We start from the raw sequence: 19081 nt of genomic DNA, 5'->3' as shown, positions 1-19081 counted from the left end.
CATGAAGGAATCCAAGGAAGTCTACGAGCGCATCAGCGAGCAGTTCGAAGACTTCACCAGCCACGCCAGCCAGCGCGGGGTCGAGGTCGACACCTTTCGCTACATGGCCGGCGAAGTGATCGGCGAGGAGATCCTCGACCTGGCCTGCGGCCATGGTTTCTTCAGCCGCCGCCTGAAGGACTGGGGCGCGGCGCGGGTGCATGGGGTGGACATCTCGCCGAGCATGATCTATCAGGCGCGCCAGGCCAACGACGGCATCGCCTACGAAGTGCGCGACGTGGCGCAGATGGGCCAGATCGGCCAGTTCGACAAGGTCACTGCGGCATGGTTGTTCAACTACGCCGGCAGCGTCGAGGAGCTGCGGCGCATGTTCGAAAGCGTCGCCCTCAATCTCAAGCCGTCCGGTCGATTGATTGCCTACACCGCCAACCCGGCCTTCGACCTGGCCCGTGGCAACTTCACCGAGTACGGCATCCGCGTACTGGACGAACAGCCGGTCGAAGGCGGCTTTCGCTGCCAGGGACAGTTCATGAGCACGCCGCCGGCGGACTTCACCTACTACCGCTGGCACAAGGCGGTCTACGAGCAGGCCGCCCATGACGTGGGCCTGCGCAATGTGCGCTGGATCGCCCCGCTGATCAGCGGCATCCGCAAGAAGGCGCATCCGCCGGGGTATTGGGACCTGTTCGAACAGAACAGCCTGCAAGTCGGGTTGATCTGCAGCCGCTGAGATCACTGGCGCCGCTAACGCGGCGCATCGCCGGCAAGCCGGCTCCCACACCGATCGCGGCCAACCTCAAGCCATGCGCCATCCCGTAGGAACCGGCTTGCCAGCGATGGGACGCACAAGGCGTCCCCGCTCAGACCTGCACCAGCCACTCATCCACCAGCCCTTGGCGCGCCAGAGCCTCGCACCACGCCGGCTGCGCCTCGACCTGGACTTCATTGCAGTCGAGCTCGTACAACGCTTGCAACACCCGCCGCGCATCGACCTCCTCGATCACCTGGCAGCGCGCCCGGGCATAGCGCCCGTCACGCATCGCCCGCGCCGCATGCAGCACCAGCGTCGGTGCAAGGCCATCCAGCACCTTGGCCGAGGCTGGGCAATCGAGCCCCTGATCGACCACCACCCGCAACGGAGTCACCGGCTCGACTCGCTGTGCCGGTACCTGCGCCAGCAGCGACGGGTCGCAGGCCTTGACCCAGTCACAGGTGGTCAACAACGCCGACGCCCTGCCCCGCCAGTGCTCCAGCGGCGCCTGCTCGTCGCAATGGCTGAGCATCGCGCCCTCACCCATCGCGCCGATGGCCAGCGCCGCCGGCCGCAACACCCGCACCCAGGGGCGCTGGCGCTCGATGCGCGAGAAAAACCCGCGATTGAGCGCTCGCGCCGTGGGACAGGGCATGGCCTCGACCGCGATGCCCGCTTCGCGCAGCCGAAGCGCACCGATGCTCTGCGACGCATCGGCACTGGCCGTGACCACCCGGCGCACCCCGGCGGCCACCAGGGCATCGGCACACGGCGGGGTGCGCCCATGGTGACCACAAGGTTCGAGCGTCACATAGGCGGTGGCCCCCCGCGCCGCCGGGCCTGCCTCCTGCAAGGCGTGTACCTCGGCATGGGCGTGGCCGGCGCGCTGGTGCCAGCCGCGCCCCACCACCTGGCCATCGTTGACGATCACGCAGCCGACGCGCGGGTTGGGCATGGTGCTGTACAGGCCCTGGTTGGCAAGCGCCAGGGCCATGTCCAGGTAGTGGCGGTCGAGCGCACTCACGTGCGGACCAGCGCCAGCAGATAGCGGGCCTCGCCATGCTGACGCTCGATCACCTCCAGGCCCTGCCAGGTGAAGCCGTGGGCCTCCAGTGTCTGGCGGATGCCATCGTCGGTGAAGAAATAGCCCTGGCGCTGGTTGTCCATTTCCCGCCACCCCGCCTCGGGGTGGGCATCATCAACCCCGAACACGTTCAGCCCCACCAAGGCGCCGGGGCGCAGCAGCCGGCGCACATGGGCCAGGTAAGGGCCCCATTCATCCGGGTGCTGGTGGTGGAAGCAGCCGTTGTCCAGGGCCGCGTCGAACACCGTTCCCGGCGCCGGCTGCCAGTCCTGCATGGCCTTGTTCACCAGGTCCAGGCGATCGCCCCAACGCTTGCGCAGCAACGGCCAGCTGGAGTTCTCGACGATATCCAGCCCGGTGACGCGGTGCCCGGCGAGGATAAAGGTGGAGGCGTCGCGGCCGCGACCCACGCCGATATCCAGCACATGCTGGTCGCCCTGCGGGTCGAGCCGTTCAAGGAAGGCCTGGGCCGCCTGGATCATGCCGACATCCCACGACCACTCGTCCTCGCCATGGCTGTAGCGGTGCACGAACGAGGTGTCGAGGGCCTTGCGGTAGTCGCCCTGGGGCATGAAGTCGCTTGCTTGCTTGCTCATCGTGCTGCTCCTTCAAGATGCCAGGCGGGCGTCGATGCCGTAGATGCGCCCGTCATAGGAACTGGCCAGGAACGCATCGCTGGCCGCGTCATGGGTCAGGCAGGAAATGCCGCTGGCGGTGGGTCGCTGCACCGGCAGCCAGCGCCGCGAGGCCAGGTCGAACAGCGCCACGGTACCGTTGTAGGCAGCGGTGGCGATCACCCGGCCATCGCTGGAGGCAGCGATGCATTTGATCGAGTGCTGGTGCGGCGAATCGAACACCTCGTCGCCGGTCTCCAGCCACAGGCGCAACTTGAGGTCGCGGCCGATGCTGGCGAAACCGCCGGTGATCGGGCAGCAGCCGTTGGAAATGCGGGTGTGCGCCGCCTCGATGTGCCGCACGCAGCTGAAGTCGGCGATGCTGTGCAACGCGGCGTCGGCCGAGGCGCAGACGCTGAACAGGTGACGCTCGTCGGCGGCCACGCCCTTGATCGCGTTGTCGTGCATGGGGATCGATGCCACCAGGCGCAGGCCGCCCTTGCCGTCATGGCCGAACACCAGGCCTTCGCCGGTGTAGGTGCCGATCAGCGCCAGGTCCTCGCCCTGCTTGACGAAGGTGGCGCCACAGTTGAGCGGCGAACGGTGCTGGTAGAGCATGCGCCCGGACAGGCCATCGAACACCTGACCCATCTGACCACCGGTCAGCAGCAGCGGCCCGAACGGCAGGAGGAAGTTGCACAGGCTGCCGACACAGGTCACCGGCTGGTCGTCACGGTGCAGGATACCGGCGTCGCCGATGCTGTACTGGCGCTCTTCGCTGCGCACCACGGCATTGATGCTCACCGCCGGCTCGATGCCCGACACCTGCCACTGGTCCTGCTCGTAGTTCCAGGTGGCGTAGCGCGAGCCGAAGGTGGCGAACACCAGTTGCTCGTCGCCGACGAAGGCGCAGCTGCGTGGCCAGACGATGCTCGGCAGCGCGGTGCTGCGGCGCTTGACCAGGTTGCGCCCGGCGTCGAAGGTCCAGAGTATCGCCGAGCGATCGTAGCTCAGGCTCACCAGCAGGCGTTTGTCGTCGTTCCAGACAATGCGCTTGATCCCTGCGGCATGGGCCGCCACGGTCTGCACCTGGCCGTCGGCGATGATCGAGATGCGCCCCTCGTCATCGCCGGCGAACACCACGCCTTCGCGGGTGATGGCGATGGTATCGGTTTCCACGCCGCCGATGTCCACCTCGTCGCATTGCTGGCCGCTGCGGGTGTCCCACTGGCGCACGGTGCCGTCATCGCTGCTGGAGATCAGGCGCTGGCCATCCGGCGACCAGACCACCGAGATCACGTCGGCCTGGTGGCCATGGAATGCCTGCAGCTGCACGCCATCGAGGTCGAAGATGCGCAGCACGTGGTCGCGCGAACAGGTCGCCACGCGCAGGCTGTCGGGCGAGAACACCGCCATCTCGACGTCGTCGTTGTGCCCTTGCAGCACGGCCTTCAGGCGCATGCTCGGCACTTCCCAGATACGCGCGGTGTAGTCGCTGCTGGCGCTGACCAGGTGCTTGCCGTCGCTGCTGAAGGCGCACTGGTTGGCCAGGTGGTCATGGTGCACACGGTGGATCGGCTCGCCGGTGGCCGCGTTCCACAGGATCACCTGGTTGTCGTAGCCTGCGGTGGCGACGAAGTGCGCGGCATGGGCGGCGATACCGCTGATAGGGCCAATGTGTTTCATCGAAAGATCCTTTTTCGCTGGGGGTCAGAGCTTGATCGAATGGGCGGACTTGACGGCCTTCGCCTGCAGGTAGTTGCGGTTGTGGTTGGTCAGGAACACCCCGGTGGGTACCTGCTCGATCACATCGATGCCGCCGGCGCGTAACTGGGCGACCTTCTCCGGGTTGTTGGTCAGCAGCCGGCACTGGTCCACGCCCAGGGCGCGCAGGATCTGCACGGCAGGGTCGAAGGAGCGTGAGTCGGCCAGGTGGTTGAGGCGCAGGTTGGCTTCGTAGGTGTCCAGGCCCGAGTCCTGCAGCAGATAGGCCTCGAACTTCGAGTACAGGCCGATACCGCGCCCTTCCTGGCGCAGGTAGATCAGGTAGCCGCCGACCTCCTTGAGGGTGCGCAGGGCCTCCTGCAGCTGCGGGCCGCAATCGCAGCGCTGCGAGCCGAACACATCGCCGGTGATGCATTCGGAATGCACCCGCACCAGCGGCACGTCGCACTGATCGCGCCCGATACCCACGGCGAAATGCTCCTGGTCACGCTCGAAGCCGTGGAAGCCGAAGAAATGAGCATCGACATCGCCGCCGAGGATGGAAATCGGCACGATGGTGTGAAGCGAAACATCCTTGTTCATGGAATCAGACCTCTTGCACGGAAGACGGAAAAACTCAGTTGTGGTTTTCAACCAGGCGCAAACCCATGACGTAGATCGGTCGCGGGTAACGCCCGTGGCGGCGCGCGGTACGCGCCAGGTCGCGGAAACGGGTGAAGCTGCCACCACGGGCCACGCGGTGGGTGCCAACATCGAGCACCAGGTCGTCCTCGATGCGGGGGCCACCGGGGTAAGGCTGGTAGTCCTCGGCAACGTACTCCTCCACGTTGCCGGCCATGTCCAGCACGCCGAACGGCGAGGCCGCATCGATGAACACACCGACCGGCGTGCTGTCCAGATAGCCCAGCTCGGCAGTGTTGGCGTGCTCGACCTGGTAGGCGTCGCCCCAGGGGAACTGGCGCCCTTCAGCACCGGCGGCGGCATACTCCCACTGCGCCTCCGTGGGCAGGGCGAAGCGCCGGCCGGTACGCTCGCTGAGCCAGCGGGCATAGGCATCGGCATCGCTGGCCGAGACGCTGTACACCGGGTGGTTGGCATGGTGTCGTGGGTAACGGCCGAAGGCCCAGCCGTCGGGGATGCCGGCATGACCGCTGTCGAGCAGGAACTGGCGATACTCCTGGTGCGTCACCGGGAAGCGGGCGATGCGGAACGCCGCCAGCTCGACCGCATGGCGCGGGGTCTCCTTTTCGATCCAGCTGCGGTCCAGGCCCAGCCCGTCGAACTGGTCCATCACCTGCGCCACCGCGCCTGGGTCCAGGCCGATGTGCACCCGTGCCGCGGGAATGTCGATCATGTCCGGGGCGAAGGTGTCGATGCGTGGATCACCGCGCAACGCCAGCACCTCGCCGGCGCCGATGCGACGCGCCAAAGGCTGGCGCGGCTGTTCCAGGATGGCGAGCAGGACGTCCAGCGGAGCCTGGAGCAGATCGGCGAACGCTTCGCCGACCTTGGCCTGCAGGGGATGCTCCTGGTACTGCTCGGAATAGCCCATCAACGCCCGGTCACTGACATCCTTGGGCAACGGGCTGGGCAGCCGTGGCCAATGCCACTGTTTGTAGCTGTTCATGCGAATACCTGCCTGGGCACACACCTGCGCGCGCAAAGGCACGGCAGGCGTGTGACGACGTGGGGTCAGAGACGGTCGAGGAGCAACCGCGGGTTGCTTTCGATCATCTCCACTTCGGCGCTGTACACCTCGATCACCAGCCCATCGGGGTCTTCGAAGTAGACGGCGCTGCGCACGTTGTCCGGCCCATGGTGATAACCCGGCGCCGGGCCGTTGCCCTTGACCAGCTTGATGGTGCCGGCGGCGGTGACCTGGTCGGCAATGCGCCTTACATCCTCGGGCAGTGCCCGTATGCCGATGTGGTAGCCGGCCGGGTAGCTGAACGACTCGCTCTGTTCGATGAAGAAGTCGAAGCCGTTAAGCTCCATGACTGCCTTGCGCGGGCCGAGGTTGTAGCAGTAGTTGGCGCCGAGTATGTCGCTGTAGAAGGCCTTGGACGCCTCCAGGTCGCGGGTCAGGATGTTCACGTGGTTCATTTCCGGACGCTGCCTGGCCCGCGCCGCCTCGTCCAGCTCCAGGCCGTCGAGGGAACGCCACAGTTTGGTTGCCGCGGCGAACTTGGCGAAGCCCGCCAGCCAGTCCTTGATCGCCACCCCGGGTACCTGCCCGCTGGCGATATCCAGCGGGTACGGGTAGAGGAAGCCCTGGCTGGCCTGCTGCCACTGGGCGATCACCCCCGTGGCGGACGGCAGCTGCGCCAGCGTGCCTTGCACCCGCACCAGCACCAGCGCGGTATTCCGGCACAGCCCGGCGGCCTCACTGAGCAGGGTGTTCAGCGCCGTGGGGGGCGTGGCGCTGTCGAGCAACAGGCAGACCGCGTCCACCGGACCCTGGCCGACCGGCTTCTGGCTGACCTGCAGGCTGAAACCCGCTGCGGCCGCGGCGCTGCCCAGGCTGTCCAGGGCCTGGGCAGCGGCGTCACCGAGCGGCGCGGCGTGCAATGCCAATAGACGCAACATCAGGCAGCCCTCCGCCCGATCAGCAGGGTGTAGCGGCCGATCGGTTCCTGCTCCACCGTGAGCCCCGCCGCTGCCATGCTGTCGATCAGGTAACGGCTGGGGTGCAGTTCACCGTTGACCGTGTTGAGCATCATGTGCAGGGAGAAGTCGGCCGACAGGGCCGGATGAATCTCATCGTCTTCCAGGGCCATGCTCAGCACCAGCAGCGCGCCGTCGCCCTCGACCATGCCAGCGGCGCCAGCGATCAGGGTGCGCACCTGCTCGCGGGTGAAGTAGTGCAGGCAGTCGTTGAGCATCACCACATCGGCGCGCTCGCCCTGGTACTGGGCCAGGTCCAACAGGTTGCGGGCATGGAAACCCAGGCGCTCGTCGAGTCGGTACTTGGCGAAGGTGGCCGCGGCCGCCTCGCGGGTGGGTTCCAGGTCCCAGACCTCCCCTTTGACCTGCGGATGGCGGCTGGCGATCTCGGCCAGGTAGGTGCCGTGGCCGCCGGCGAGGTCGATCACCCGACGGGCCTTGTCGAACAGCGGCAGGTCACGCAGCACGTCCACCATCGGCTGGCTGAAACGGACCATGGCGTCGTTGAAGGCATCGCGGGCCGCCAGGTCGTGCTTGAAGCGATTTTCCTGCTGGAAGTCCAGCGAATCGCGGCTGCGCAGGACTTCGTCCAGGCGTGGCCAGTTGTGCCACTGCAGGCGCTGATGGTCGATGATCGGGCCGATGAACTCGGCGCTGTCGCTGACCAGGAAACGCTGGCTCAGCGGCAGGTTCTCGAAGCCTTGTGCGGTGCGCTTGAGCAGGCCCATGGCCACCAGCGCGTTGAGGAAGATACGGCCCTTGTTCGGCACCCAACCCAGCGCATCGCTCAATGCCTCGGCACCGACTGGCTGGCGGGTGTGGTCGAACACGCGCTGGGCCAGCGCCGAATGCAGGATGGCGGACTGGCGGTACTGGTCGGAGAGCTTCACCAGGTCGACCACGCCCTGCAGGCTGCTCACTTCATCGGCGTGTTCATAGATGGTCACGGGTTTCTGGGCATTCATGCACTCACATCCCTGTCGAGTTGTTGTTTGATGGGCCCATGCCCGGCATTTGCCAGCAAGGTGTTGACGCACTTGCACGCACCCCTCCCTGGGACCGGCAAGCACAGGCTCCGCAGATCAGCCTAGACGCGGATCTAATAAATACAACTAATACCTTTTATATTTTTATCGCATATAAATTTTCTCATCGATAATCGTTCCCCCTTGCACAAATCACCGCGAATCCGGGCTATCCTTCGCCCACTTGCCTGCGCAAAGGATGGCCCAGGAGAGTGCCCGATCCGCTCATTCACGCCCGGTTTCCAGCGCTCCATGACCTCGACCACCGTAGATTCGAACTGCACCGCCGACCGCATCCTGTTCCTGCTCAAGACCCGCGGGCCGCTCAAGACCGCCGATCTTGCCCAATTGCTCGCCATCACCTTCGAAGCCGCCCGCCAGCAGGTGCAGAAACTGCAGGCGGCCGAGCTGATCAGCGGCATCAGCGTGCCGGCCAAGGGCGCCGGGCGGCCCTCGCAGAAATGGGCGTTGACCGCCACCGCCCAGCGCCGCTTCCCCGATTCCCACAGCGTGCTAACCCTGCAACTGATCGAGAGCGTCGAGCAGGTGTTCGGCAGCGATGGCGTCGACCGCCTGATCAGCCGCATGGAAGACAGCAACAGCCGCGAGTATCAGCAAGCCTGCGCAGGAGCCGAAAGCCTGGAAGACAAGGTGCGCATCCTTGTGCAATTGCGTGAACGCGCAGGCTACATGGCCGAGATCCAGGCCGACGGCGACAACTGGCTGATCGTCGAGAACCACTGCCCGATCTGCATTGCCGCCACCCGTTGCCAAGGGTTCTGCCGCAGCGAGCTGCAGGTGTTCCAGGCGGCAATCGGTGAGCAAGGGCTGGTGGAGCGCTGCGAGCACCTGATCTCGGGGGACCGGCGTTGCGTCTATCGCATCTCGCCGCGGTAGCCCGCCCCCAGGCAGTGCTCGTCACGCCGCTCCATCAGATCCGCCGCCTGCCCTTGAGCGCCGGGATGGTGGTCTGGGCGATCTCCACCTGTACCTGCTCGCGGCGGGTATTGGCCGCGAGGCCCGCCAAGGTCGGCTGGCTGAACAGCAACCGCGCATCGGCGTGCAAGCCGGCCTGGCGCATGCGTGCCACCAGGCTGACCGCCAGCAGTGAATGCCCGCCCAGCTCGAAGAAGTTGTCGTCGCGACCGACCTGCTCGATCTTCAGCACTTCGGTCCAGATCTGCGCCAAGGCCTGCTCCAGCTCATCACGCGGTGCCTGGTAGGCCCGGCTGATCACCGCCGCAGCGCCTGGCACCGGCAAGGCGTTGCGATCGACCTTGCCATTGGCGCTCAGCGGCAGCTCGGCCAGCAGCACGTAGGCCGACGGCACCATGTAGGCCGGCAGGCGCGCCAGCAGGTAGCCACGCAACGCCTCAGGTGTTGGCGCGTCGTGGTTATCGCGGCAGCTGGCATAGGCCACCAGGCGATCCTCGCGCACCAGCACCACGGCCTGGCCAAGGGCCGGGTGGCTCGCCAGTAGAGCCTCGATCTCGCCTGGCTCGATACGCAGGCCATTGAGCTTGACCTGGAAATCGTTGCGCCCAAGGAACTCCAGTTCGCCATCGGCGCGGTAACGCACCAGGTCGCCGGTGCGATACAGCCGATCACCGGCCACGAACGGGCTGGCGATGAAGCGCTCGGCCTGCAGTGCCGGCAAGCCCAGGTAACCACGGGCCACGCCGATACCGCCGATGTGCAGCTCGCCGGCGCACCCCATGGGCACCGGGCGGTCATGGGCGTCGAGCACATACAGGCGGGTGTTGCCGATTGGCCGCCCGATCGGTGGGGCGACGACGGGCAGTGGCTGCTGCGGTTCCAAGGTCCAGGCGGTGCTGTCGACGGTGGCCTCGGTGGGGCCATAGACATTGTGCAGGCGCACCCGGGGCAGTCGCTCGCGCACGCGCTGCGCCAGTGCCAGGGTCAGTTCGCCGCCCCCGCAGAACAGATCGCGCAGGCTGGTGCAGCGCTCTACGCCCGGGGTGTCGAGGAAGGCATGCAACAAGGCCGGCACGAACTTTACGGTGGTCACCTGGCGGGCCTGGATCAGTTGCACCAGGTAGGCCGGGTCACGGTGCCCGTCAGGGCGCGCCAGTACCAGGCGCAGCCCCGCGCACAATGGCCAGAACAGCTCCCATACCGAGCCATCGAAGCTGAACGGCGCCCGTTGCAGCAACCCGTCATCGGCCTGCGGCGGGCACAGGTCGCTGCCCCAGCGCATCAGGTTGCACAGCCCGCGGTGCTCGACCATCACGCCCTTCGGCGTGCCGGTGGTGCCTGAGGTATACATGACATAGGCCAGGTGCCCGCCGCCAAGCTCCGCCAGCGCGGGCGCCTGGTCGCTGTGCGCCTGCCAGGCGCCCTGGTCCAGGTCCACCAACGGTGTTTGCTGGCCATCGAACAGGCCGCGGGTGGCGCCCTGCACCAGCAGCGCCAGCGGTGCGCTGTCGGCGAGCAGGTAGTGCAGGCGCTCGTCGGGGTAGTCAGGATCCAGCGGCACATAGGCACCACCGGCCTTGAGCACGCCCAGCAGGCCGACGATCAGCGCCACGCCACGCTCGAGGCATACGGCGACCCGCGTGTCGGGCCGCACGCCGAGGCCTATCAAGTGGTGCGCCAGGCGATTGGCCTTGGCATCGAGCTCGCGGTAGGTCAGTTGCGTCTGCTCGGTCTGCAGCGCCACGGCATCCGGCGCGCGCCTCACCTGAGCGGCGAACATGGCCGGCAGATGCGGGTATCCAGGGTCCAGCGCCACCTCGGTGGCGTTGACGGTCTCCAGCAGGTAGCGGCGTTCATCCTCCGGCAAGGTCGACAGCGATTCGAGCGCCACCGGGGCTTGGCCGGCCAGCGCCTCGGCCAAGCCCCGCAGCGCGCACGACACATGCCCGAGCACGCGCTCGGCGCCCAGTTCACGGGGCGCACGCACACTCAGGCGCAAGGTGTCGCCCTCCTCGTCCACGGTCAGCACCAGGGCATGGCTGTGCACCTCGCTGGCCTCGAGCAGCGACACGCCCGGCAACGACACAGTCTGCGCCGCGCCATGCCGATAGTTGAGCAGGCTGTCGAACAGTGCCACGCCGGCTGGCAGGCCGCTGCAACGCTGGGCCAGGACCAATGGCGCGTCCTCGTGCCCGAGCAGCGCCGCCAGTTGGCTATGGGTACCGGCCAGGGCCTGGGCCACGCTGCGCCCGGCCAGCGACACGCGCAGCGGCAGGCTGTTGATGAACATGCCCAGCGCCCGGTCGGCGCCCTCGCCGGCCATCACCCGGCCCAGCAGCACGGTGCCGAAGACCACCTCGTCACGGCCGCCCAGCGCCCCTAGTACCTGCGCCCAGGCCAGGTGCATCAGGCTGCCAAGGCCGACATCGTGCTGGCGCGCGCGCTGGCGCAGGGTGGCGGCCAGGGCCTCGGGCACGTTGATGGCGCAGGTCTCGACCTGCGCCCCCCCTTGCGGCCCTTCAGCCATGCCGGCCAGCCGGGGCGGCGCCAGCACCCCGGCCAGGGCCTCGCGCAGGTACCGTTCATGGCTGGCCTGCCGGCGCTCATCGCGGCTCAGCGCAACATAGTTGCGGTAAGCCACCGGAACAGGCAGGTCATGGCCTTCGCCTGCCATCAGCGTCGCCAGCTCGGCGAGCAGCACCTGCACCGAGACCGCGTCGTTGACCAGATGGTGGAAATGCAGCAGGCCCAGCCATCGCGCCTGCACGCTGTCCTCGACACAGGCCAGGGCCATCATCGGTGCCTGGCGCAGGTCAAGCCGCAGCCCCTGTTCGCGTAGCCGCGTGGCCGCATCGCCCGGGCCGGGCCCAAGCACGCTCAATGGCAGCCAAGCCTGGCGCCACACCACCTGCTGGGGCTGTGCCAGGCCTTCCCAGGCCAGGCTGGTGCGCAGGATGTCGTGGCGCTCGATGACCCGGGCCAGGGCCTGGTTGAACGCCTCCAGCGCCGCCCTGCTGTCGAAGGCGAAGAGCGCCTGCTGCAGGTAGGGATCGCGCTCGTCGGTGAGGTGATGGTACAGCAGCCCTTCCTGCAACGGCGCCAGGGGGTAGATCTCCTGCACATTGGCCGCGCCGCCCGGAACCGTGCCGACGATCTGGTCGATGCTGGCCTGGTCGAGGTGGGTCAAGGCCAGCATCTCGGGGGTGACGCGCTGGCAACCCGGCGCCACGCGGTTGGCCGGTACCGCTTGCGCGGGGGCGCTGCCGAGCGACGCGGCGAGGCTGGCCAGGGTCGGCTGGCCGAACAGCACCTGGGCATCGGCGTGCAGCCCTGCCTGGCGCATGCGCTCGATCAGGCGTACCGCCAGCAGCGAATGTCCACCCAGTTCGAAGAAGTGATCATGCCGCCCGATCTGCTCTACCTCCAGCAGCTCGGCCCATAGCGCGGCCAGGCGCTGCTCGAGCTCGCCCTGCGGCGGCTCGTGGGTACGCCGCACCGAGGCCTCGCTGTCCGGTGCCGGCAAGGCGCGACGGTCGAGCTTGCCATTGGCGGTCAGCGGCCAGGCCGCCATCGCCACATAGGCCGAAGGCAGCATTGCCGCGGGCAAGCGGTCGCGCAGGTGCTCATGCAGGTCCAGCGGGGTCAGTACCTGCCCGGCGACATACCAGGCCACCAACTGCCCGTCACGCAGCAGTACCACGGCCTCACGCACGGCCGCGTGGCTCGCCAGCGCACTCTCGATCTCGCCCAGCTCCACCCGCACACCGCGGATCTTCACCTGGTCGTCACTGCGGCCCAGATACTCCAGGGTGCCCTCGGGCAACCAGCGCACCAGATCCCCTGTGCGGTACATCCGCGCGCCAAGCTGCTGGGCGAAAGGGTCGTCAAGGAAGCGTTCGGCGGTGAGCTCGGGGCGGTTCAGGTAACCACGGGCGACCCCCGCGCCACCAATGTACAACTCGCCCACGGCGCCCACCGGCAGTTCTCGCCCCTGGGCATCCAGCACGTACAGGCGCGCATTGGCCACCGGCGCGCCGATATGCAGCACCTGCCCGGGGTGCACCTCGCCAGCGCTGGCGACCACCGTGGCCTCGGTCGGGCCGTAGTTGTTGATGATCCGGCAACCCCGCTCCCGGGCCAGGCGCCGCAGGCGGTCGCCGCCGACCAGCAAGGTCTGCAAGGTCGGGTGTGGCTCGCCCTGGGCGAAGGCGTGCTCGGCCACTGGCGTGGGCAGGAAGCTGACCTGCAACGGCTGGGCGCGCCACCAGCGCAACAGCGCATCGATATCCTCGCCCCCTTCGCCCACCGGCGCCAGGTGCAACGTCGCGCCGGCGCACAGGGCTGGCCAGACTTCCCAGGCCATCGCATCGAAGCCGAAGCCGGCCAGGCTGGAGGCATGGCTGCCCGCGTGCAGGTCAAAGGCAGCACAGTGCCAGTCGACCAGATTGGCCAGCATGCGGTGCTCGACCATCACGCCCTTGGGTTGGCCGGTGGAGCCGGAAGTGTAGATCACGTAGACCAGGTTGGCGCCGGACAGCTGGGCGACCTGGGGGTTGGCCAGCCCTGCCCTGGCCGATGGCAAGCGGTCCAGCTCGATCACCGGCACGCTCGTGGCCGGCAGGCGGTCACGCAGGCCCGAGAGGGTCAGCACCACCTTCGGCGCGCAGTCATCGATCAGGTACTGCAGGCGCTCGCTCGGGTGCGCCGGGTCCACCGGCACATAGGCCGCGCCAGCCTTGAGCACCGCGAGCAAGCCGACCAGGGTGTCCAGGCCGCGCCGGGCGAGCACCGCCACCCGCTGCTCTGGCAGCACGCCCATGGCCAGCAGTTGCGCGGCCAGCTGGTTGGCGCGGTCATTCAACTCTCCATAACTCAGGCTGCGCCCCTGATGCACGGCGGCCGTCGCCTCGGCGCGTGTTGCGGCCTGGGCCTCGATACGGCGGTGAACCAAGGCTGGGCCCTCGGGGCCTTGGGCGGTGGCGTTCCACTGACGCAGGCGCTGGTGTTCCTCGGCAAGCAACAGGTCGTAGCTGTCGATGCCCGCCTGCGGTTGCTCGAGCCCTTGGGCCAGCACATGAAGCAAGCGCGCGCTGAACACTTCGACCTCCTCGGACGCCAGCCAGGCCTGGTTGTACACCAGGTGCAACCAGGCCTTGCCATTGTGCGGATTGCTGCGCAGGTAAATCGACAACGGGGTGGGCTCGTGGTCGTTGCACACTTTGACGCTGTGTGCGCCGAGGCTGCCGTAACGCAAGTCGTGACCCTCTTCCTCGTAGGACACGGTGATCTCGAACAACTGCCCACGGGCCTCGCGGGACAGGCCCAGCGCACGGTTGAGCTCGCTCAGCGGCAAGCGCTGGTGGCGCAGGTCGCGCTTCAGGGTGTCGCCAATGCGCCGCACCAGATCGGCAAAACTCAAGGTCCTGCCGAAGTCCATGCGCAACGCATTGACCTGGGCGAACATCCCTTGCGTCGCCTTGGCCCGGGCATTGCCACGGTTGCGCACTGGCAAGCCGATTACCCAGTCGTCACGCTGCCAGGCCCGGGCGCAGCAGACATGCAGCGCCGCCAGCAACACATGCAGGGCCGACCCCTGCAACTCGGCGGCCAGCTGGTGCATGCGCGTCAGCAATCTGGTGTCGAAGCTGCACTCCAGCGCATTGCTCGGCGTGGCGGTGGCGGGCAGCCCCTGGTCACGTGGCCTGAGCAACGCATCGGGCAGCGTCCGGTACTTGTCCAGCCAGTAGGCGAGGTCACGCTGCTGGCGTGCCGAGCCCTGATACGCCAGGTCGTCCTCGATGAAGGCCTGGTAGGACGGCGCTGAGTCCGGCAACGCCAGGCCCTGTTCAAGCCAACCATAGTACTGGCCCAACTGGTAGACGAACTGCTCCAGGCCCCAACCATCGAAGATCAGGTGGTGACCTTGCAGGACCAACAGGCTGCGGCACTCGCTCAGGTGGAGCAGCGCCATGCGCACCAGTGGCCCGCGCTCGAGGGCGAAGCGCTGTTGCAGCAACGTCTTGATCAGCCCCTGCGCCGCCTCGAACGGTGCGCTGTGGTCGCGCAGGTCATGCTCGTCCAGCGCGACCCGCACGTCGCGGGCGAAGCGCTGGCGCGCCAGGCCATCGCCACCGGCATGGCGCACCAGCACCGTGCGCAACCCGTCGTGCACGCGGACCAGATGGTCAAGCGCCTGGCTCAACAGCCCGCAGTCCACACGGCCATCGAGCTCGACATAACCGCCGACATTGTAGAGCGGCGAATCGCCATGGCTGATCTGGTCGAGCCAGATGTCGCGCTGAGCGCAGGTCAGGGGAAAGGTGTCGGCGGCGGACATGGCGTGGATCTTCCTTGAAACGGGGTCGTTCGCGGATTCAAGCACCCACCCCGGCCCCTGTATGGCCCCCCAAACCCGGACAATGGCAGGGCCTTTTTGCTCAGCCTGAACCTGCGGAATCTTTTGTAGGACATTGACGCTAGCGGGCAGCCGGCAGCGGCCTACCCCTGTGAGCGAGCGTGGCAAACGCCGCCGATCTCGCCGCTTACTGGCGCCAATTGTCCGACAATCCTGCGATCCGCAAGGTACATCAGGGGAAAAACACCGACTTTTCTTGTCGGATTAATTGGCATTTCCTGTCCCCGCTTTCCGCTACAGACGCAGGCTTGGAGCCTGCTATTCAATAGCGCCAAGCCCCAGCACAGAGAGGACTCGACCGCGAGCCCCCGCCGCGTTACCGGATCAAGGAAGACAAGCACATGAAGCTGATCGACAGCCTCGAACACTGCCACGACCCGCACCTGTACCTGCAACTGGGGGCACTGGTTGCCAGCACCGGCGATGGCACCTTCGCCGAACAGATGTTCCAGTTGATCGGTGATCAGGTGCCGCTCCATCGCCTCGACCTCAGCGAATGGACCCTCGACAGCGACCAGGCCAGCATCCGCCAGGTCAAGGCACTGGGCAGTGCCGGCCGCCCCGAGGAAACACCGGTTCAGGAGCCTCTGCGCCACCCCCTGCTGCAAAGCATCATGCGCATGGAAGACCCGCTGCTGATCCAGATAAACGCCCCCGTGCACCAGTGCAACCTGGTATCGCGCAGCGGCAACCGGCGCTGGGTCATCTGCTGCCAACGGCTGCGCAGCGAGGGAATGTTCTCGCTGGCCGAGCTGTCGCTGCTCAAGCGCCTGTCCGACACACTGCTGCCGTTGGTCGAGCATCACGCCCAGCTGTTCCTGCAGTCGGCCAGTCGCCGCCCGGGCGGCCTGCTGCCCGATGAGGCCGGGTCGCTGCGCCAGGTGTTCACCGAGCGCCTGGAGCAAGACGCAATCCGCCTGTCCAGCCGCGAGCAGGAGGTGTGCATCGGCCTGCTCACCGGTGGCACCGTGCCGCAGATGGCCCAGCGCCTGAACGTGAAGAGCAGCTCGATCGAGACCTACCTCAAACGCGCCACCGCCAAACTCGGCGTCAGCGGACGCCACGGCCTGGCCCGCTGGATGGCCGGCACCTGAACCCAGAGACCCTGCCATGCGGCAAATCACACTACCCTTGCTTGCCCTCGTGCTGACCGGCTGCAGCCTGGCCCCCGACTACCAGCGCCCCCCCTCGCCCAGCGCCGAGCAATACCCCAGCGGCCCCGCCTATCGGGGCGGGCCGTCCACCACGGCACTGCCCCGCGACTGGCAGGGGGTCTTCCGCGACCCGGTGCTGCGCCAACTGCTCGACACCGCGCTGGCCAACAACCGCGACCTGCGCGTGGCCGTGCTCAACGCCGAAGCCTACCGCGCCCAATACCGCATCCAGCGCGCCGAGTTACTGCCGAAGATCGCCGCCAATGCCCAAGGCACACGCCAGTATCTGCCACGGCGGCGTACCGGTGGCGAAGGCGTGATCAGCACACAGCAATCGGCCACCATCGGCATCAGCGCCTATGAGCTGGACCTGTTCGGCCGCCTGCGCAGCCTCAGCGACCAGGCCCTGCTCAGTTACCTGGCTACCGACGAGGCACGGCGTGGCGCCGAGCTCAGCCTGATCAGCAGCGTTGCCGGCGCCTACCTGACCTGGCGCGCCGACCAGGAACTGCTGGCCCTGTCGCGCCAGACCTTGCAGGCCGACGAGAAAAGCCTGCGCCTGACCCAGCGCCAGCGCCGCACCGGCACGCTGTCGGCGCTCGACCAGATCCAGGCCACCACCCGGGTCGACAGCACCCGCGCCGCCGTCGCGCGCTATACCCGCCTGGCCGCACAAGACCTCAACCAGTTACAGCGCCTGGTCGGCGCGCAGGTCGATGAGCACCTGCCGCCCCTGCCCCTGGCCAACGAGCAGATCGCCCGGGTGCCGGCCGGCCTGCCCGCCGACCTGCTGCAGCGCCGGCCCGATATCCGCCAGGCCGAATACCAGTTGCAGGCCGCCAACGCCAACATCGGCGCGGCACGGGCGGCGTTCTTCCCAAGCATCAGCCTGACCGCCAACGCCGGCAGCAGCAGCCGCGAGCTGGCCGATCTGTTCGATGCCGGCACCGGCAGCTGGCTGTTCCAGCCGCAAGTGAACCTGCCGCTGTTCAATGCCGGCAGCCTGCGCGCGAGCCTCGATTACGCCAAGCTGCAAAAGGACATGCAGGTGGCGCGCTACGAAAAATCGATCCAGACCGCCTTTCAGGAGGTGGCCGACGGCTTGGCGGCGCGCACCACCTACCAGCAGCAGCTGCAGGCCCAACGCGACCTGGTCGAGGCCAGCCAGCGCTACCACGACCTGGCCGAGAATCGGTACCGCAACGGCATCGACAGCAGCCTGACGTTCCTCGATGCGCAGCGCTCGCTGTTCAGCGCCCAGCAAGGCCTGATCAGTGATCGCCTGGCGCAGTTGCTGGCCGAGGTGAACCTGTTCACCGCGCTGGGCGGCGGCTGGGACGAAGCACCGGGGCTGGCCTACCAGCGCTCGGCGGTCCTGCCGAAGTAGACCGATGGCGACACCCCGAGGGTACGGCGGAACATCGCGCTGAACGCGCTGGGGCTGTCATAGCCCATGTCCAGCGCCACCTCCAGCACCGACTGTCCGGCCGCCAGGGCATCCAGGCTGGCCAACAGGCGCATGCGCCGCAGCCATTGCACCAGGCTCAACCCGGTCTCGCGCTGGAAGGCGCGAGTCAGGGTGCGCGCATTCAAGCCGCTGTAGGCCGCGGCGCGGGCCAGGCTCCAGTCCTCGGACGGGGCCTGGCGCAGCGCTTCGCACAGTCTTTGCAGGTGCGCCGAATGCGGGCTCGGCACATGCAGGGCGAACACTGGCAGCACGCGGATCTCGTCGAGGATAAGTTGCATGATCCGCGCCTCGCGGCCTTGCGCCGGATGATCGGGGGCGACGTCCATGGCGCGGATGATCAGTTCGCGCAGCAAAGGCGAGATCTCGATCACCTGGCATTGGCGCGGCAAGTCCGGGCGCGCGCCCGGGTCGACGAACAGGGTGCGCATGCGCACCACGCCGGCCATGCGTAGCTCATGTTCGACAGCCGCCGGTACCCACACACCTCGCCCAGGGGGGACCACCCAGTTGCCCTCGCGGGCACTGACCGTGACCACGCCGCTGATGGCATGGATCAGCTGGGCGCGGTCATGGCAATGCGGGGCGATGTGCTCGCCATGGCGGTAGTTCTCGGCGAGCGGCAGGATGATAGGGCGCGGCATTGATGCGAGCCTGGCAAGGGTGGATACGGATTATTGGCGATGCACGATTCAAAGGGGAATCCCAGGGGCTTGTGCGAAAAGCCCCGATCAGCAGCCCTGCGCCGAGACTGGCACATCGAAAACCTTGTCGAAGCCCCACTGGAATACGAACGCATAGACAAAGAAGAACACGAACAACGCCAGGTTGGTGACCAGCGCCGCCCACAGGCCGATATCCAGCCAGTACGCCACCAGCGGCAGCAGGATCAGCACCAGCCCGCCCTCGAAACCCAAGGCATGCAGCAGGCGCCGCAGCAAGGTGCGGCTGCGCTTGTGCTGGCGCGCCTCCCAGCGCTCGAAGGCCCAGTTGTAGGCCATGTTCCAGCTCATCGCGATGCCCGACATGAGGACCGACAATACCGTCGACTGCGCCATGCCCGCGCCGAACGCCAGCTCCAGCGCCGGTGCCACGCAAGCCACGGCGATGGCCTCGTAAAGGATGGCCTGGACGACCTTGCGCGCCTTGCCTTGCATGTTCAACTCCTTGAATAAAAGACCCGCAAAGCTACAAGAAGTAAGCCTCAAGAAAAAGTCAGAAATACTTTATTGACTGACCGTTCAATCA

The 19081-nt window shown here is 67.2% G+C and carries 14 protein-coding genes; 4 read left to right on the top strand and 10 right to left on the bottom strand.

Annotation, left to right across the window (positions count from 1 at the left end; genetic code table 11):
* The first annotated feature begins 1 nt into the window (after position 1).
* A complete protein-coding gene (locus tag ACVWY1_RS04615) occupies positions 2 to 730 on the top strand; it encodes a class I SAM-dependent methyltransferase (protein ID WP_046855205.1) in 729 nt (242 codons plus the stop codon).
* A 130-nt stretch (positions 731 to 860) separates the two neighbouring features.
* On the opposite strand, the gene ribD is transcribed toward ACVWY1_RS04615, so the two are convergent.
* The 7 genes from ribD to ACVWY1_RS04580 all read right to left on the bottom strand — a co-directional run bounded on the left by ribD (position 861) and on the right by ACVWY1_RS04580 (position 7803).
* Positions 861 to 1775: a bifunctional diaminohydroxyphosphoribosylaminopyrimidine deaminase/5-amino-6-(5-phosphoribosylamino)uracil reductase RibD gene (gene ribD / locus ACVWY1_RS04610; RefSeq protein ID WP_457377850.1), complete on the bottom strand. Its 915-nt coding sequence runs from the start codon at positions 1773 to 1775 to the stop codon at positions 861 to 863.
* Positions 1772 to 2431 carry an SAM-dependent methyltransferase gene (locus tag ACVWY1_RS04605; RefSeq protein ID WP_102685056.1) on the bottom strand — a complete coding sequence of 220 codons (660 nt, stop codon included), beginning with the start codon at positions 2429 to 2431 and terminating at the stop codon, positions 1772 to 1774. Before ACVWY1_RS04605 ends, ribD begins: the two co-directional genes overlap by 4 nt.
* 12 nt (positions 2432 to 2443) lie before the next feature.
* The gene (locus ACVWY1_RS04600) at positions 2444 to 4135 is read right to left on the bottom strand and encodes a WD40 repeat domain-containing protein (protein WP_102685057.1); all 1692 of its coding nucleotides are present in this window, start codon (positions 4133 to 4135) and stop codon (positions 2444 to 2446) included.
* Between the two features lie 24 nt (positions 4136 to 4159).
* Entirely contained in the window at positions 4160 to 4756 is a 597-nt protein-coding gene (ribA, locus tag ACVWY1_RS04595) for a GTP cyclohydrolase II RibA (RefSeq protein WP_102685058.1), read from the bottom strand.
* Between the two features lie 34 nt (positions 4757 to 4790).
* Positions 4791 to 5801 (bottom strand): formylglycine-generating enzyme family protein, encoded by a 1011-nt coding sequence (locus tag ACVWY1_RS04590; RefSeq protein ID WP_139670375.1) that lies wholly within the window; start codon positions 5799 to 5801, stop codon positions 4791 to 4793.
* 65 nt (positions 5802 to 5866) lie between these two features.
* Positions 5867 to 6760 (bottom strand): VOC family protein, encoded by an 894-nt coding sequence (locus tag ACVWY1_RS04585; protein ID WP_102685060.1) that lies wholly within the window; start codon positions 6758 to 6760, stop codon positions 5867 to 5869.
* On the bottom strand, positions 6760 to 7803 hold the full coding sequence (locus ACVWY1_RS04580; RefSeq protein ID WP_110701543.1) for a methyltransferase: 1044 nt from the start codon (positions 7801 to 7803) through the stop codon (positions 6760 to 6762). The genes ACVWY1_RS04585 and ACVWY1_RS04580 overlap by 1 nt, the downstream gene beginning before the upstream one ends.
* Positions 7804 to 8115: 312 nt before the next feature.
* On the opposite strand from ACVWY1_RS04580, the gene ACVWY1_RS04575 reads away from it, so the two are divergent.
* A complete protein-coding gene (locus tag ACVWY1_RS04575; RefSeq protein ID WP_277504743.1) occupies positions 8116 to 8760 on the top strand; it encodes a helix-turn-helix transcriptional regulator in 645 nt (214 codons plus the stop codon).
* Between the two features lie 34 nt (positions 8761 to 8794).
* Here ACVWY1_RS04575 and ACVWY1_RS04570 read toward each other — a convergent pair whose 3' ends face one another.
* A complete protein-coding gene (locus ACVWY1_RS04570; RefSeq protein WP_457377849.1) occupies positions 8795 to 15136 on the bottom strand; it encodes an amino acid adenylation domain-containing protein in 6342 nt (2113 codons plus the stop codon).
* 419 nt (positions 15137 to 15555) lie between these two features.
* Here ACVWY1_RS04570 and ACVWY1_RS04565 point away from each other — a divergent pair, with 419 nt between their 5' ends.
* Together ACVWY1_RS04565 and ACVWY1_RS04560 are read left to right on the top strand one after the other, a co-directional pair.
* Positions 15556 to 16308: a helix-turn-helix transcriptional regulator gene (locus ACVWY1_RS04565; protein ID WP_139670367.1), complete on the top strand. Its 753-nt coding sequence runs from the start codon at positions 15556 to 15558 to the stop codon at positions 16306 to 16308.
* A 16-nt stretch (positions 16309 to 16324) separates the two neighbouring features.
* Positions 16325 to 17755, top strand: coding sequence for an efflux transporter outer membrane subunit (locus ACVWY1_RS04560; protein ID WP_457377848.1), 1431 nt, complete (start codon positions 16325 to 16327; stop codon positions 17753 to 17755).
* On the opposite strand, the gene ACVWY1_RS04555 is transcribed toward ACVWY1_RS04560, so the two are convergent.
* Positions 17725 to 18477, bottom strand: a complete 753-nt coding sequence (locus ACVWY1_RS04555; RefSeq protein WP_457377847.1) for an AraC family transcriptional regulator — start codon at positions 18475 to 18477, stop codon at positions 17725 to 17727. The genes ACVWY1_RS04560 and ACVWY1_RS04555 overlap by 31 nt on opposite strands.
* An 87-nt stretch (positions 18478 to 18564) precedes the next feature.
* On the bottom strand, positions 18565 to 18990 hold the full coding sequence (locus tag ACVWY1_RS04550; RefSeq protein ID WP_102682822.1) for a PACE efflux transporter: 426 nt from the start codon (positions 18988 to 18990) through the stop codon (positions 18565 to 18567).
* Positions 18991 to 19081: the final 91 nt, after the last annotated feature.

This window comes from Pseudomonas sp. TE6288 (genome assembly GCF_054062095.1).
The sequence above is the reverse complement of the archived record's forward strand: the minus strand, read 5'-3'. Positions and strand labels throughout refer to the sequence as shown.